The organism is Micromonospora lupini str. Lupac 08 (genome assembly GCF_000297395.2).
Taxonomy (GTDB): domain Bacteria; phylum Actinomycetota; class Actinomycetes; order Mycobacteriales; family Micromonosporaceae; genus Micromonospora; species Micromonospora lupini.
This window is the reverse complement of sequence record NZ_HF570108.1, coordinates 446,902-460,737: the sequence shown is the minus strand read 5'-3', so window position 1 is coordinate 460,737 and position 13,836 is coordinate 446,902. Positions and strand designations below refer to the sequence as shown.

General features: G+C 70.9%; 15 protein-coding genes. 11 read left to right on the top strand and 4 right to left on the bottom strand.

Features of this window, described 5'->3' with window-relative positions; translation table 11 throughout:
• On the bottom strand, positions 1-362 hold a 362-nt coding region (locus tag MILUP08_RS36520), incomplete at its 3' end, for a hypothetical protein (protein ID WP_237747029.1).
• A 23-nt stretch (positions 363-385) separates the two neighbouring features.
• On the bottom strand, positions 386-829 hold the full coding sequence (locus MILUP08_RS36515; RefSeq protein ID WP_237747028.1) for a hypothetical protein: 444 nt from the start codon (positions 827-829) through the stop codon (positions 386-388).
• On the opposite strand from MILUP08_RS36515, the gene MILUP08_RS36510 reads away from it, so the two are divergent.
• The 3 genes from MILUP08_RS36510 (at position 822) to MILUP08_RS03350 (ending at position 3,257) form a co-directional block, all read left to right on the top strand.
• A complete protein-coding gene (locus MILUP08_RS36510; protein ID WP_007454730.1) occupies positions 822-1,247 on the top strand; it encodes a collagen-like protein in 426 nt (141 codons plus the stop codon). The two genes, MILUP08_RS36515 and MILUP08_RS36510, sit on opposite strands and share 8 nt — an antisense overlap.
• Before the next feature lie 110 nt (positions 1,248-1,357).
• The gene (locus tag MILUP08_RS03355) at positions 1,358-1,984 is read left to right on the top strand and encodes a tetratricopeptide repeat protein (RefSeq protein WP_007454729.1); all 627 of its coding nucleotides are present in this window, start codon (positions 1,358-1,360) and stop codon (positions 1,982-1,984) included.
• Between the two features lie 7 nt (positions 1,985-1,991).
• A complete protein-coding gene (locus MILUP08_RS03350) occupies positions 1,992-3,257 on the top strand; it encodes a glycosyltransferase (protein ID WP_007454728.1) in 1,266 nt (421 codons plus the stop codon).
• A 77-nt stretch (positions 3,258-3,334) separates the two neighbouring features.
• Here MILUP08_RS03350 and MILUP08_RS03345 read toward each other — a convergent pair whose 3' ends face one another.
• On the bottom strand, positions 3,335-3,691 hold the full coding sequence (locus tag MILUP08_RS03345; RefSeq protein WP_007454727.1) for a VOC family protein: 357 nt from the start codon (positions 3,689-3,691) through the stop codon (positions 3,335-3,337).
• Positions 3,692-3,757: 66 nt separating this feature from the next.
• Complete coding sequence (locus MILUP08_RS03340) at positions 3,758-4,165, bottom strand: VOC family protein (protein WP_007454726.1); 408 nt, start codon at positions 4,163-4,165, stop codon at positions 3,758-3,760.
• An 86-nt stretch (positions 4,166-4,251) separates the two neighbouring features.
• Between MILUP08_RS03340 and MILUP08_RS03335 the strand changes: the two genes are divergently transcribed.
• The 8 genes from MILUP08_RS03335 (at position 4,252) to MILUP08_RS03300 (ending at position 13,822) form a co-directional block, all read left to right on the top strand.
• Positions 4,252-4,896 carry a class I SAM-dependent methyltransferase gene (locus MILUP08_RS03335; RefSeq protein WP_039907204.1) on the top strand — a complete coding sequence of 215 codons (645 nt, stop codon included), beginning with the start codon at positions 4,252-4,254 and terminating at the stop codon, positions 4,894-4,896.
• An 83-nt stretch (positions 4,897-4,979) separates the two neighbouring features.
• Entirely contained in the window at positions 4,980-5,837 is an 858-nt protein-coding gene (locus MILUP08_RS03330; RefSeq protein ID WP_007454724.1) for a patatin-like phospholipase family protein, read from the top strand.
• A 136-nt stretch (positions 5,838-5,973) separates the two neighbouring features.
• Positions 5,974-6,228, top strand: a complete 255-nt coding sequence (locus tag MILUP08_RS03325) for a hypothetical protein (RefSeq protein ID WP_007454723.1) — start codon at positions 5,974-5,976, stop codon at positions 6,226-6,228.
• On the top strand, positions 6,225-7,553 hold the full coding sequence (gene eccD, locus MILUP08_RS03320; protein ID WP_007454722.1) for a type VII secretion integral membrane protein EccD: 1,329 nt from the start codon (positions 6,225-6,227) through the stop codon (positions 7,551-7,553). The genes MILUP08_RS03325 and eccD overlap by 4 nt, the downstream gene beginning before the upstream one ends.
• 16 nt (positions 7,554-7,569) lie before the next feature.
• Positions 7,570-8,538, top strand: coding sequence for a tyrosine-protein kinase family protein (locus MILUP08_RS03315; protein WP_007454721.1), 969 nt, complete (start codon positions 7,570-7,572; stop codon positions 8,536-8,538).
• Between the two features lie 15 nt (positions 8,539-8,553).
• Positions 8,554-12,516: a type VII secretion protein EccC gene (locus tag MILUP08_RS03310; RefSeq protein WP_007454719.1), complete on the top strand. Its 3,963-nt coding sequence runs from the start codon at positions 8,554-8,556 to the stop codon at positions 12,514-12,516.
• A complete protein-coding gene (locus MILUP08_RS03305; RefSeq protein ID WP_007454718.1) occupies positions 12,513-12,872 on the top strand; it encodes a hypothetical protein in 360 nt (119 codons plus the stop codon). Before MILUP08_RS03310 ends, MILUP08_RS03305 begins: the two co-directional genes overlap by 4 nt.
• Positions 12,857-13,822, top strand: a complete 966-nt coding sequence (locus tag MILUP08_RS03300; RefSeq protein WP_007454716.1) for a DUF6177 family protein — start codon at positions 12,857-12,859, stop codon at positions 13,820-13,822. The genes MILUP08_RS03305 and MILUP08_RS03300 overlap by 16 nt, the downstream gene beginning before the upstream one ends.
• Positions 13,823-13,836: the final 14 nt, after the last annotated feature.

Genomic DNA, 13,836 nt, shown 5'->3' with positions numbered 1-13,836 from the left:
AAGGCAGCCAAGGATTCCAGGGCGACACCGGAGCTCAAGGCGCGCAAGGCAACAGCGGCGCCCAGGGAGCTCAAGGCTTCCAAGGCGACGCGGGTGCTCAGGGCGCGCAGGGGGCGCAGGGCGACGCGGGTGCTCAGGGCGCGCAGGGGGCGCAGGGCGACGCGGGTGCTCAGGGCGCGCAAGGTTTCCAGGGCGCCCAAGGCGACACCGGCGCAGAAGGCGCCCAGGGCAACACCGGTGCTCAAGGTGCCCAAGGTTTCCAGGGCGCCCAGGGCAACACCGGCGCACAAGGCAGCCAAGGATTCCAGGGCGACACCGGAGCTCAAGGCGCGCAAGGCAACAGCGGCGCCCAGGGAGCTCAAGGCTTCCAAGGCGACGCCGGTGCTCAGGGCGCGCAGGGGCGCAGGGCGACGCGGGTGCTCAGGGCGCGCAAGGTTTCCAGGGCGCCCAAGGCGACACCGGCGCACAAGGCGCCCAGGGCAACACCGGTGCTCAAGGCGCCCAAGGTTTCCAGGGCGCCCAAGGCGACACCGGCGCACAAGGCGCCCAGGGCAACACAGGTACTCAAGGCGCACAGGGAGCCCAAGGCGCACAAGGCACCCAGGGCAACACCGGTGCTCAAGGCGCGCAGGGGGCGCAGGGCGACACCGGAGCTCAAGGGGCGCAGGGCGACGCGGGCGCTCAGGGCGCCCAAGGCTTCCAGGGCGCCCAAGGCGACACCGGCGCACAAGGCGCCCAGGGCAACACCGGTACCCAAGGCGCCCAAGGTTTCCAGGGCAACACCGGTGCCCAGGGAGCTCAAGGCTTCCAGGGCGACACCGGTGCTCAAGGCGCGCAGGGCGACACCGGTGCTCCAGGGCTTGCAGGGGGCTCAAGGCGCGCAGGGCGTTACGGGTACCCAAGGCACCCAAGGTTTCCAGGGCGCCCAGGGCGACACCGGCGTACAAGGCGCTCAGGGCTTCCAGGGCGCACAGGGTGACACCGGCGCTCAGGGGCCGCAGGGCGCGCAGGGAGTGGCGGGCACCGGAATCCAGGCCGCCTACATTCAGGGACCGCTGACGGTGATCGCGGATACCCCCGTTGATTTCGGGTGCCAGGCCGGAGACATTGCTGTCGGAACCGGCTACCAACTGTCGGGCGCGGGTGTCAATCCGGTGCTGATCCAGCCGCTGTCGATCAGTGGTTACCAGTTCACCTTTACTGGCGGGGGCGCGGACATCTGGGTGTCCTGCATCTCACTCGACTAACCGGTCGCGTTCGTGCCTGTGGCCGACACGTCGGGCAGCCCGGGCCGAGTAGCCAAGTCAGTAGGCCGGACAGCAGGTCGGACCGCCCCGTTATCGTTCAAGGAGAATAGATGAGCACGCGTCAGATACTCGGGGCACTCGCCTGTGGTGCGGTCCTGCTGACCGGAGCCGCAGCATGCAGCGAGAAGCCTGCTGGCAAAGCGCAGCCGAGCAACTCCGGCAACAGCGACAAGGCGAACGGCGGCGCCAACGCCGGGACCGCCTCGGCGGATCTGCTGAAGCTCGGCGTCGAACAGGGCCAGGCCGGCAACCTCGACGCGGCGAAGGCCACGTTCGAGAAGGTGCTGGACGCGGACGTCAACAACAAGTTCGCCTGGTTCAATCTGGGCTTCATCGCCCAGTCGCGCAACCAGAACGACGAGGCGATCAGCAGCTACGACAAGGCATTGGCTGCCGACGCCAGCTACAAGCCGGCCCTTTACAACAAGGCCATCGCACTGGAGAGTTCGGAGCCGACGAAGTCGGTGGACATTTACCGCAAGGTCGTGTCGATCGACAACAAGGCGTCGACGGCTTACCTTCGGCTGGGCATGCTGCTCTCCCAGTCCGGCGACACCACCGAGGCGCGGAACGCCTTCGGTGCGGCGATCCGGCTGGACAAGCGGCTCGCGTCATCAGTTCCGGAGAAGTACCGAGCGGTCCCGACCGCTTCGTCCTCGGCTCGGGCAGGGAGGTGACTCGCTGATGCGTACACCGCGCGTCACGGTCTTCACCGGAAGCAATCGCACTCGTTTCATCGACGAATGCTTCCAATCACTGCTGGCGCAGACCTTCACCGACTGGGAATGGGTGGTCGTGCTCAACCAGGGGTCCCGCTGGCGACCCGAACGGCATGACGATCGAGTCCGGCTCATTGTCCAGGACAACTTGAACGGCGTTGGCGCCATCAAGGGGTACGCCTGCGCCGAGGCTGCCGGGGACATCCTGGTCGAGCTGGACGACGACGATGTGCTCAGCAGCGACTGCCTGCAGGAAATCGTCGCCGCCTTCGACCTCAACCCGGAGCTGGGTTTCGTCTACAGCGACACCGCGCAGATCCAGGAGGACGGTAGCCGCTGCGAGGACCGTTTCGCGAGTTCCTTCGGCTGGCGACACTACGACGAGAAGGTGGACGGCCGCGAGGTGCTGGTCTGCCGTGCCATGCCGCCGACGCCGCACAATGTGAGCTTCATCTGGTACGCGCCGAACCACGTGCGCGCCTTCCGCCGGGACATCTACGAGAAGGTCGGCGGGTACGACGAGTCGCTCGACGTCGCTGACGACGCCGATCTCATCGCTCGGATCTACCAGGTCAGCGAGTTCCACCATATTCAGAAGTGCCTGTACCTGCAGCGCATGCATGCCAAGAACACGCAGCGCATCCCGGATGTCAACGCTCGCATCCAGCAGCGCACCGTTGCGATATACGACCGGAACATTCAACAGAACGCGCTGACCTGGTCGCGGCGACAGGGGCTCCTGGCCCTCGACCTCGGTGCGGCACACAACAAGCCGGAAGGCTATCTGGGTCTGGATTACCACGACGGGCCGGGCGTCGACATGGTTTGTGACATAACGAACGGGGTCGACCTGCCCGACAACAGCGTCGGGGTCATCCGTGCAGTGGACTTCCTGGAACACGTGCCGGACAAGGTCGCTCTGTTCAACGAGTTGTACCGACTGCTCGCGCCGAACGGAATGCTGCTGTCGCTGACACCCAGCACCGACGGTCGTGGGGCCTACCAGGATCCGACCCACGTGGCGTTCTACAACGAGAACTCGTTCTGGTACTTCACTGACGCCAAGTATTCTCGGTTCGTTCCTGAAATCACGTGCCGTTTCCAGACGTCACGGCTGGTGACGTACTACCCGAGCGAGTGGCACCAGACGCACAACATCTCGTACGTCTCGGCGAATCTCATCGCGATCAAGGACGACACCGTACGCAACGGCGGCCTGTTGACCATCTGAAACCGGCGCGGTGCGTAACGAGCCCCTGTTCCAAGCAGGGCATGAGCAGCTGCTCAGCCGCCCTGGGCGGGGGGCGGTCAGACCGTCGGCGCCACCAGGCAGATGACGTGACCGTCCGGATCGGTGAGCACCGACTGTCGTTCACCCCAGGGTTGATCGGCGGGGGCGTCGACGACCTGGGCACCAGCCTTCTGCGCTGCGGCGGTCGCCTCGTCGACATCCGACACGAGGAAGCTCGCGGCGACACCGGCCAACCCTGGCGTGGGTGGCCGTTCGTGCAGCAGAAGCTCGACCCCGGTGTCCGCAACGGCAAGGACCACCATGTCGCCCGCGCTGTACTTCTCCGCCAGACCCAACGCATCCCGGTAGAGCGCCAGCGCCCGTTCCCGATCGGCCACCGAGACGATGATCCGCCGTAGTCCACGTACCGCCATGACGTCACCCTAACGGCGGTGACTCGGTGCAGCGGTCCCGGACAACCCGTGTCCGACGGCTCGTGGTCAGGTCTGCGGCTCGACCGACACCATCCACAGGTGGCCGTCCGGGTCGGCGAAGACGCCCGCGTACCCCCAGGGTTGTGCGGTCGGCGCGGTGACCACCTCGCCGCCGGCGGCGCGCGCCCGCGCGGCGATCGCGTCCGCCTCGGCCGGGGTGGCGGCGCCGATGCCGAGCAGGCACTCGCTCTGCCCCCTCGGTGCCACGTCGCGTCCGCCGATCACCCAACCGAAGCCACCGGTCGGGATGAGCATCAGGTGCAGCCCGTCGTTCACCACGAACTGCAACGGCTCGGGGAGGCCATCATCGGCCAGCTCACCCACCGTCTCCAGGCCGAGACCGTCGCGGTAGAAGCGGTACGAGGTCGGGCGATCGGCGATCGGCAGACTGATGATCAGTGGCGCAGCGGGCATGGACGGCACCTCCACAGGTCGGGCGGACACGGCGTTCAGTATGGACACCGCGGGCGTTGGTGACCTCGTCCTCTAGCGTGGCCGCCATGAACGGCGACGGTTGGTTGGCAGACACCCGCACGTCCTACGACACGGTCGCGGTCAGTTACGCGCACCTGGTCCGGGACTTCCTCGAGCAGGCACCCTACGAGCGGGGGGCTCTGGCGGTGTTCGCCGACCTCGTCCGCGCAGCGGGTGGTGGCCCGGTCGCGGACGTGGGCTGCGGGCCGGGTCGCATCACGGCGCACCTGAACGAGCTGGGCGTCGACGCCTTCGGGATCGACCTCTCCCCCGGGATGATCGCGGTGGCCCGCCGCGACCACCCCGCCCTGAGGTTCGAGGTCGGCTCCATGACCGATCTCGACCTGCCCGACGGCTCGGTGGCCGGCCTGGTCGCCTGGTATTCGCTCATCCACATTCCCGACGAGCGGCTCGGCCAGGTCCTGGCGCACTTCCGGCGGGTGGTACGCCCCGGAGGCCCGCTGCTGGTCGGCTACCACGTGGGCGACGAGACGACGTTCAAGACCGAGGGGTACGGCGGCCACCCGATGAAGCTCCACGTGCACCGCCGCCGGCCGGCCCAGGTCGCGACCTGGTTGCGCGACAACGGATTCGCGGTCGAGGCCGAGATGACCATCACCTCGCCCGAGAGCAAGCTCGGCGGCATCACCTTCGGACGACGAGAGCCGTGATCTCCCGTTGTCAGCCCTCCGCCACCCCTGCTAGCTTGAACTGCGAACGCTGTTTGCAGTTGCCCTGACGGGAAGAAGGCATGATGGCGGACGACGCGCGGCCCGTCTGGGTCCTCGGTGGCGGTGGGGTCGTCGGCATCGCCTGGGAGGTGGGCGTCCTCACGGGCCTCGCGGACGAGGGCGTGACCGTGGCCCCGGACGCGGTGGTCATCGGCACGAGCGCCGGTGCCGTGGTGGGTGCCCAGGTCGCCGGCGGGACGCCCCTGTCCGAGCTGTACGAGCGCCAGCGCCACGGCGTCACCCACGAGACAGCCCCCGCGCTGGGCTTCCTCGCCCTCCTGCGGCTCGCACGGGCGCAGTTGTTCGTCCGCGACCCCGAGCAGGCCGCTCGCCGCCTCGGCCGACTCGCCCTCTCGTCCCGCATCGACGACCCGTCGCGGCAGCGCCGGATCGCGGAGGCCCGGCTGCCGGACCACACCTGGACGGACGCCGACCTCCGCATCACCGCCGTCGACGTCGAGTCGGGCGCTCTGCGTGTCTTCACGCGGGGCGACGGCGCGCCCCTTCTGGATGCCGTCGCCGCGAGCTGCGCCATGCCGCAATCCGCCGCGCCGGTGACCATCGGCGGTCGCCGGTACATGGACGGCGGCATGCGGTCCGCCCTCAATCTCGACCTCGCGCCCGGAGACGGTCCGGTGATCGCCCTCGCGCCCAGCACCGCCGCCATCGGACCGTGGGCCCGCATCGAGCGGCAGCGGGCCGCACTGGACGCCCGCCGCCGGGTCGAGCTGCTGACACGCGACCCGGCGTCCAAGCGGGCGCAGGGGACGAGCGTGATGGACCGGTCCGTCGTGCCCGCGCTCGTGGCCGCCGGGCGGGACCAGGGTCGGCACGAGGCGCCGCGCGTGGCCGCGGCGCTGGCGACGACAAGCAACCCGTAGGCCCAGCGACCTCGGACCGGGTGTACGCGCCGACCCGCAGCGTTGATCACCATCAGTGCGTGGTCACGCCGGGCCGACCCGGCACCGCGAGATCGCAGCCCCCGATCGAATTAGCGGCCGTGGATAGAATCGAGCCGTGGCCCGGGAATTCGACACTCAGCTCATCGAGTCGGTCGCGGTTCGCCGTGCCCGCATGCGTGAGCTGCTGCTGTGGGGCCGGCAGCGCCGGGTCCGCGCCACGGGTGACGGGTTCAGGTGGTTGCGCACCGGTCTCGTGCTGGCGGCGGTGGCCTGCGCCGTGTGTGTGGGCTGGTCCTTCCTGCAGAACGTCGTCGCCGAGCAGCAGAAGGCACGCAATCCGGCGCCGACCCAACCAGCGGGTCCACGATGACGCAACCGCAGACCCTCGCCTCCGCCGGTCACCTCAGTCGGGTGACCCTGGCCGGTCCGCACCGACGCATCGACCTCGTGCTGCCCGCCGACGAGCCGCTCGGCCTGCTGCTGCCCGAGGTCGTCGCCCTGGTCGGTCACCCGCCCACTGACGATTCGCGGGGGTACCAGATCAGCACCCTCGACGGCACGGTGCTCGATCCGGCCGGCAGCCTTCGCCAGGCCGCCGTTCCCGACGGCGCGTTGCTACGGGTCGACCCGATCTCCGAGGCCCCACCGGCGGCGATCGTCCACGATGTCTCCGACGAGGTCGGCGACGATCTCCATCGCCGGCACGGTCGGTGGGGCGACGCTGCACGGACGTGGACCGCCACCGCGGCCTGCCTGGTGGCCGCCACGGTGGCGGCGCTGCTCGCCGGCCCGCAACTCGGGCCGGCCGTGGTCAGCGTCGTCGGCGGCGCGATCGCCCTCGCCGGCCTCTTCGTCGGGACAACGGGCAGACGGACCATCGGGGTGGCGGTGCTGCTGAGCGGCGCCGCGATGGTGCTGACCACCGTGCCCGGCTGGACGGAAACCCCCACCCTCCGCTGGGCACTGGGGGCCGTCGGGATCGGCTGCGCCGTCCTTGCCCTGGGTGCCGTGACGGGCAATGGGCGTGCCGGGGTCCTCGGCGGCGGCACGATCCTGCTTCTGGTCGCGGGCTGGAGCGTGCCGCTGCTGCTCGGCATGCCCGCCGAGCGGGTCGCGGCGGTGCTGGCGATCGCGTCGGTGGGCGTCCTGGGGCTGCTCCCGCGATTCGCGATGATCGCATCGGGCCTCACCCGTCTCGACGACCGCCGCAGCAACGACGAGCCGGTGAGCCGCGTATCGGTCCAGGCCGCAGTCGACGCCGCGCATCGCGGGCTGGCCGTCGCGGCGATCGCGGCGGCGACGTCGGCGACGTTCGCCGGGCTCATCCTCGCGTCGGCACCGGGCCCGTGGAGGCTGGCGCTGGCAGCCCTGGTGGGCGGCGCCCTGCTGTTGCGGATGCGCGCCTTCCCGCTGGCGGCGGAGGTGGTGGCGTTGGTGACCGGCGCGCTGACCATCGCGGGCGGCCTGCTGATGTGCTGGATACGGGAACGACCCGACACGTGGTGGGCCACCGCGGTGGCGGCGCTCGGCGTCTGTGCGGTGGCCCTGGCGATCCTGGCGTACCGGCCACCGCCGCACGTCCTGGCGCGAGGCCGGCAGGTCGCCGACCGCGTCGAGGCCCTGACCGTGATGGCGCTGGTTCCCGTCGCCGTCGGGGTGTACGGGCTCTACTCGCGACTTCTCGACACCTTCTGATGACTGAGGCGGTGGCATGAGCGCTCCACCGGTGCCCGGCCCGGCACCGCCAGTCCCGGCACCGCCGCGCACCCTGCCGCCGGCCGGCGCACCGGCGTCGGTGCCGGACGAGCTGTCGATCGGGCGTCGGCCTCCCTTCGGCGACTCCGCGTTACGGCGTACGTGGCGCAGCGCCAGCCGGATGTTCGCCAGCGGCCGACAGACCCGGGAACTCGTCGACCTCGCCGCCGAGGTGCAGGCACCGGTGCACACCGGCCGGCGGATCGCGGTGGCCTCCGTACAGGGTGGCGCGGGGAAGACCACGGTTGCCGCGCTGCTGGCGTCGGTGTTCGCCGCGCGGCGTGCCGATCCGGTGCTCGCAGCCGACGCCGACCCGTACGAGGGCTCGCTGACCTGGCGGCTCGGCGCCCCGAGCGAACCGTCGCTGCAACGACTGGGACCCGGTCTGCTCGCGGCCCGGGGCGGCGACCTGCGCGCCCTCGAACCACTCCTGCCCCGCACCGGGACGGGCCTCTGGGTGCTGCCGAGCGGCACCACCGACCCGAACCTGTGCACCTCTGTCACACGCGCGCTGTCGCGCCTCTTCGCCGTCACCGTCACCGACTGCCCGCCCGGCCTGGAGGCCCGTACCCCGGCGGGGGTGATGGCCGACGCGCACGCGGTGGTGCTCGTCGCGGCGGCGACACCCGACGGCGTTCGGGGCACGTACCAGACGCTGCGCCGGATCGTCGACGACGGATACGGGTCCTGGCTGACGCGGGTGGTCGTCGTGCTGAGCGCGAGCAACCCGCACGGCCGCGCGACGCTGATCCACAGCGCCGCACGTGAGCTGATCGAGCAGACCGGCGTACCGATGGTGGTGCTGCCCTACGACCGTCACCTTGCCGCCGGTGCGCTCATCACACCGTCGCGGATCGGCGAGGCGACGCTCGTGGAGGCGACCCGCGCCGCCGCGTTGGCTCTGAGTCGCGCTCGGCGAATGTGACCGGAGGCTCCCCGCATGTCGACGCGCATGGTGCATCGTCCCGCCCGGATGGCCCGCCCGATGTCCGCAATGGATCCACTCGTGCTGGACCCACCACCGCAACTGCCCGACGGCAAGTCCGCGATGGGGCTCCAGGCGCTGCTGCCCATGGCCGGTGCGGGTGTGGCGATGAGCATGATGATGTTCCTGCGCGGCTCCGGGTTCGCGGCTCTGGGCGCGGTCGTCATGGTGGCGGCACTGGGCGCGGCCGGCGCGATGTACCTCACCCAGTTGGGCAAGGCCGGCCGGCAGCGCCGGGCGCAGCGTGAGCGCTACCAGGACTACCTGGAGGAGCTGCGCGACCAGTTGCGCGAGACCGAGCAGCGTCTGCGGGAGGAGGCGAACCTTCTCGACCCGCCGGTGAATCGGCTGCTCGACGTGATCCGCAGCCCGGCCCGACTGTGGGAACGCCGACGCGCCGACATCGACTTTCTGCACGTACGGCTGGGCATGGGTTCGCTGCCCGTCCGGACGCTCGAGCTGCGCGAGCAGAGCACCCCCACCAATCCCCTCGACCCGTTCATGCGCCACGAGGCGCGCTCACTGATCCACCGATTCGCGCTGACACCAGGGCTGCCGCTGCGGGCGAACCTGGACTGCGCCGGGGATGTCAGCGTGATAACGCCGAACTACGCGGAGGCGGTCGCCCTGGCCCGGGCGATCCTCCTGCAGGTCGCCACGTTCCACGCTCCCGACGACGTGCAGCTCGCGATCATCACCACCCCCGAGCGGGCCCGGGCCTGGCGGTGGGCACGGTGGCTGCCACATCTGCTCGACCGGACGTCGATCGGCCCGTCCGGTCCGACCCCGCTGCTGGTCACCGCCGTGCAGACGCTCGTCGAGCTGCTCGGGGAGGATCTGGAGGAACGGGCCACCAGTGCGCTGAAGTCGTTCCGCCACGGTGTCGGGCGTACGGAGGCGAAGGCCCGGTCGCGGCTGCTGGTCATCGACGACGCACACGGTGAACTCGCCCGCGTGCTGGCCAGCCCCGACCAGACAGTCGGTCTGGCCAGCCTCGGCATCACCGTGGTGCACCTGCTCGCCGACCGGCTGCACGAACCCGGCGACGTCTCCCGCCGGATCACCATCGACGGCGACTCGCTCACCCTGGACGATCTCACCGCGTCCCCGGCGGTGACCGTACGGGGCACCCTCGACGAGGCACCGGCCCCACTCGTGGAGGGCCTGGCCCGCAGCATCGCGCCGCTGCGGCTGTCCGCCGACTCCTACGACGACGGCACCGGCACGCCACCTGCCGACTTCCAGGACCTGTTGGGCCTGTCGGACCCCACCGACCTGGATCTGGCGAACCTCTGGCGGCCGCGGGGAGAACGGGACTTCCTCCGCGTCCCGATCGGGGTCGACCCGGCGGGGCGCCCGGTGCTGCTCGACCTGAAGGAGCCCGCACAGCTCGGGATGGGGCCGCACGGGCTCTGCGTCGGAGCGACCGGTTCGGGCAAGAGCGAACTTCTGCGTACGCTCGTGCTCGCCCTGGCGGCTAGTCACCCGCCGGAACGGATGGCGATGGTCCTCGTCGACTACAAGGGCGGGGCCACCTTCGCGCCGTTCAGCGAACTGCCGCACCTGGCCGGACTGATCACCAACCTGGTCGCCGACGCGGCACTCGTGGAGCGGATGTACACGAGCCTCGACGGCGAGGTGCAGCGCCGTCAGCAGGTGCTCGCGGACGCCGGCAGGGTCACCGACATCACCGAGTACCACATGCTCCGCGCCGCCCAGGGCGAGCGCACCGACCTGCCACCGCTGCCCCACCTCCTCGTGCTCATCGACGAGTTCGGTGAACTGCTCGCCGCCAAGTCGGAGTTCATCGACCTGTTCCTGCGGATCGGGCGGATCGGACGGTCGATCGGCGTACATCTGCTGCTGTCGAGCCAGCGCGTCGAACAGGGCAAGATGCGCGGCCTGGAGAACTACCTCGCCTACCGGATCGGCCTCCGTACGCTCACCGAGATGGAGTCGCGCACCGTCCTCGACACGGTCGACGCGTTCCACCTGCCGCCGCTGCCCGGGAACGGCTACCTGAAGGTCGACGTGTCGATCTACCAGCGGTTCAAGGCCGCGTACGTCTCCGGTCCGCTCAGCAACGGCGCGGACGCCGAACTCGCCCCGATCGTCGGGCCGCTGGCGAAGCCGATGCCGTTGTTCGGCACCGCGCGCACCGACGCCGACGAGAGCGTGCCCGAGGAGCCGAAGGCGACCCGCCGCACCACCGGGCCGACCCTGCTGTCGACAGTGGTGGGGCAGATGGCGGCGAGCGGGCAGCGGGTCCCGGCGATCTGGTTGCCGCCCCTGCCATCCCTGCTCACGCTCGACGAGGCTGGCGGTGGGGTGGTCACCACGCCGGAGGGCGTACGCCTGGGAGACCTGTCGCGTTCCGGAGTCGGGTTGCCGGTCCCGCTGGGTCGTCTCGACGATCCGGCCCGTCAGTGGCAGGGCCCCTGGGTGCTGAACCTCGCCGGCAGCGGCGGCAACCTGCTCGTCCTCGGCGGGCCCGGCAGCGGCAAGACGACAGCGCTGCGTACCCTCGCGCTCGGCCTGGCCACCACCCATCGCCCCACCGACGTCGGCATCTACGGCATCGACCTGCTGGGAAACGGCCTGTCGGGGCTTGCCGGGCTCCCGCACGTGGGCGGCGTCGCCAGCCGCGAGGACCGCGAACGCGTCCGCCGCGTCGTCGACGAGGTGCACGCGATGCTCGCCCAGCGGCAACGCATCTTCAGCCGGCACCAGTTCGACACGGTGGAGGACCTGCGGCACGCCGACGAGAGCGTGCGCACCGAGGTCGGCTGCGTCGACGTGGTGTTGCTGATCGACGGGTACGGCCAGCTCAACGCCGAGTTCGAGAGTCTGGAGACAAAGGTGCACGGCCTGCTCGCCCGGGGCGGCCGCTACGGCATCCACGTGATCGGCACCGCCCGGCGGTGGAACGAGGTCCGTGCCGCGCAGCAGGTCGCCTTCGCCAACCGGGTGGAGCTGCGGCTCACCGAGCCCGCCGAGTCGAGTATCGACGGCCGGCAGGCCCGTGGTGTCCCACCGGACCAGCCCGGCCGGGCTCTCACCAGCGAGAAGCTGTTCGCCCAGGTCGCGCTGCCCCGCCTGGACGGAATCCCGGACCCGGCCAACGCCGGTCTGATCGCAGCCACCCGGTTGGTGCGAGCAGCCTGGACGGGGGCGCTGCCGCCACCCGTCCGGGTCCTCCCCGCCGTACTCCCCGTTGCCGACCTCGCCGGCGCCCCCGCCGGCCACGGAGTGGTTCCCTTCGGCCGCTACGAGAGTGACTTCGCCCCCGCCGCCGTCGACCTGTTCGGCCGCGACCAGCACCTCCTCGTCCTCGGAGACCCCCGGACCGGAAAGACGAACCTGCTGCGGCTGGTCGCCGAGGAGCTGATGGGGCAGTACACGTCCGAGGAGCTGGTGTTCGCCGTGTTCGACCCCCGCCGCGCACTCGCCGACGTGGTCCCCGACTCCTACTGCGGCGGGTACGCCCCGAACTCGACGCTCGCCCAGCAACTGTCCAGGGCGGTGGGCGACGAGCTGGCGAAACGGCAGTCGTCCGAGGCCGCGCGTACCCGGATCGTGCTGCTCATCGACGACTACGACATCCTTGCCGCGTCCGCCACGCAGCCGCTCGGTGCGCTGGTCCCGCACGTGGCGGCCGGTCGGGACACCGGGCTGCACGTCGTGATGGCCCGGCGGGTGGCCGGCGCCTCACGCGGTCTGTTCGAGCCGTTCCCGCTGGCCGTCCGCGAGGCAGGTTGCCTGAGCCTGCTCATGTCCGGCGACCGGACGGAGGGTCAGCTCTTCTCGGGCGTACGGCCCATGGTCCTGCCAACCGGCCGCGCGCAGCTGATCCGCCCCGGCGACGGCCCCCGCATGGTGCAGACCGCGTTCACCGGCCAGACGAAGGAGCACCTATGACATTCGATGCGGTGGCGCTGTGCCGTGCCGAGCCCGATGCGGCCGCGATGCTCGGCGCCCTGCTCGCGGCCGGCTCCGAGCTCAAGATGGACACGATCGAGGCGGCGGGGCTGGTGCAGCTGTTCGACCCCGGCGACGGGCGTCTGCTCCTGAGCGTCGAGACCGCGTGTCTGGTGCGCGTTCCCGGCGAGGCGCAGCGACTGCTGGGCCTCGCCCCCGGCGACGACGTGCCCGAACCGGTGTGGTGGGTGGAGAGCCGGGCACCGGGCGCGGACCCGCAGGCCGCGGAGGTGGCTCGCCGCTTCACCGCCGCGCTGGTCGAGATCACGGGAGGGCTGACATGGGAGAGCCGATGAACGGCGCGACCGACACGATCACCGACCGGGCCGTCGTCCTCCACCAGGACCGCGCGGTGGTCGGCCTGGCGCCCTGGCTCGCGGAAGCCGCAGTCGACGCGGTACGCGACGGACTGCTGCTCCAGGTCGTCACGCCGGCGGACGGCGTGATCACGTACCCGTTGGAGATGATGCTCGCCCAGGCACAGGGACAGTGGGTGGTGCGGGCGGGCGACAGGTACCGCGACGGGCTCACCGGCCTCCCGTTGCACTGGGACGGTCACCGCTTCGCCGGCACCGATGCCTCGCAGCCCGCCGGTTCGCCGCCGGACGACGCACCGTGGACCGGCGGCCTGGAGATCCAGATCGTCACCCTGCACCCCGCCACCGAGGCCCTGCGACTGGGCGCCAGCACCGAAGCCGCCGTCCGTGCTCTCACCGGCGGCGACCCGGCCGGGTGGGGCGTCGCCGAACCGGTCACCGAACCGTGGTCACGCCACGAACTCACGGCATTCTGTCGAACGCGCGCACCGGCGCCCACCAGCCTGACCATCGTCGGCGGCGAGCACGCCTCGGCCACCCTCGGAGTGCTGACGGTCGAGCGGGTCGACGTCGGCATCCGCGAACAACTCCGGCTGGCCGGCCCTCCCCTGTCGACTGTCGACGAGACGGCAGTCGAGGGACTCGCCGAGAAGCTGGCCGGCACCGCCCGCAGCATGATCGTCACCGTGCACCCGGGCCGGTCCGGTGGGCTGCGGTCGAGCACGCCGAGCATGCCGGCGCTGCCGTGGGGCATTCTGGTCGGCCACCAGGAGAACCCCGTCGAGTCCGCGCACGACGTGGTCATGGGCCGTCCGTTGGGGCGGGGCGCCCGACGCGCGTGGTGGTATCGACTGGACGGCGGCCCCGGCGCCCCGTACGAGACGCTCGGCGCGGTGATGCGTCGCTACGGCCTGAGCGTCCCCCGTTAGATCGACCGCGGTGC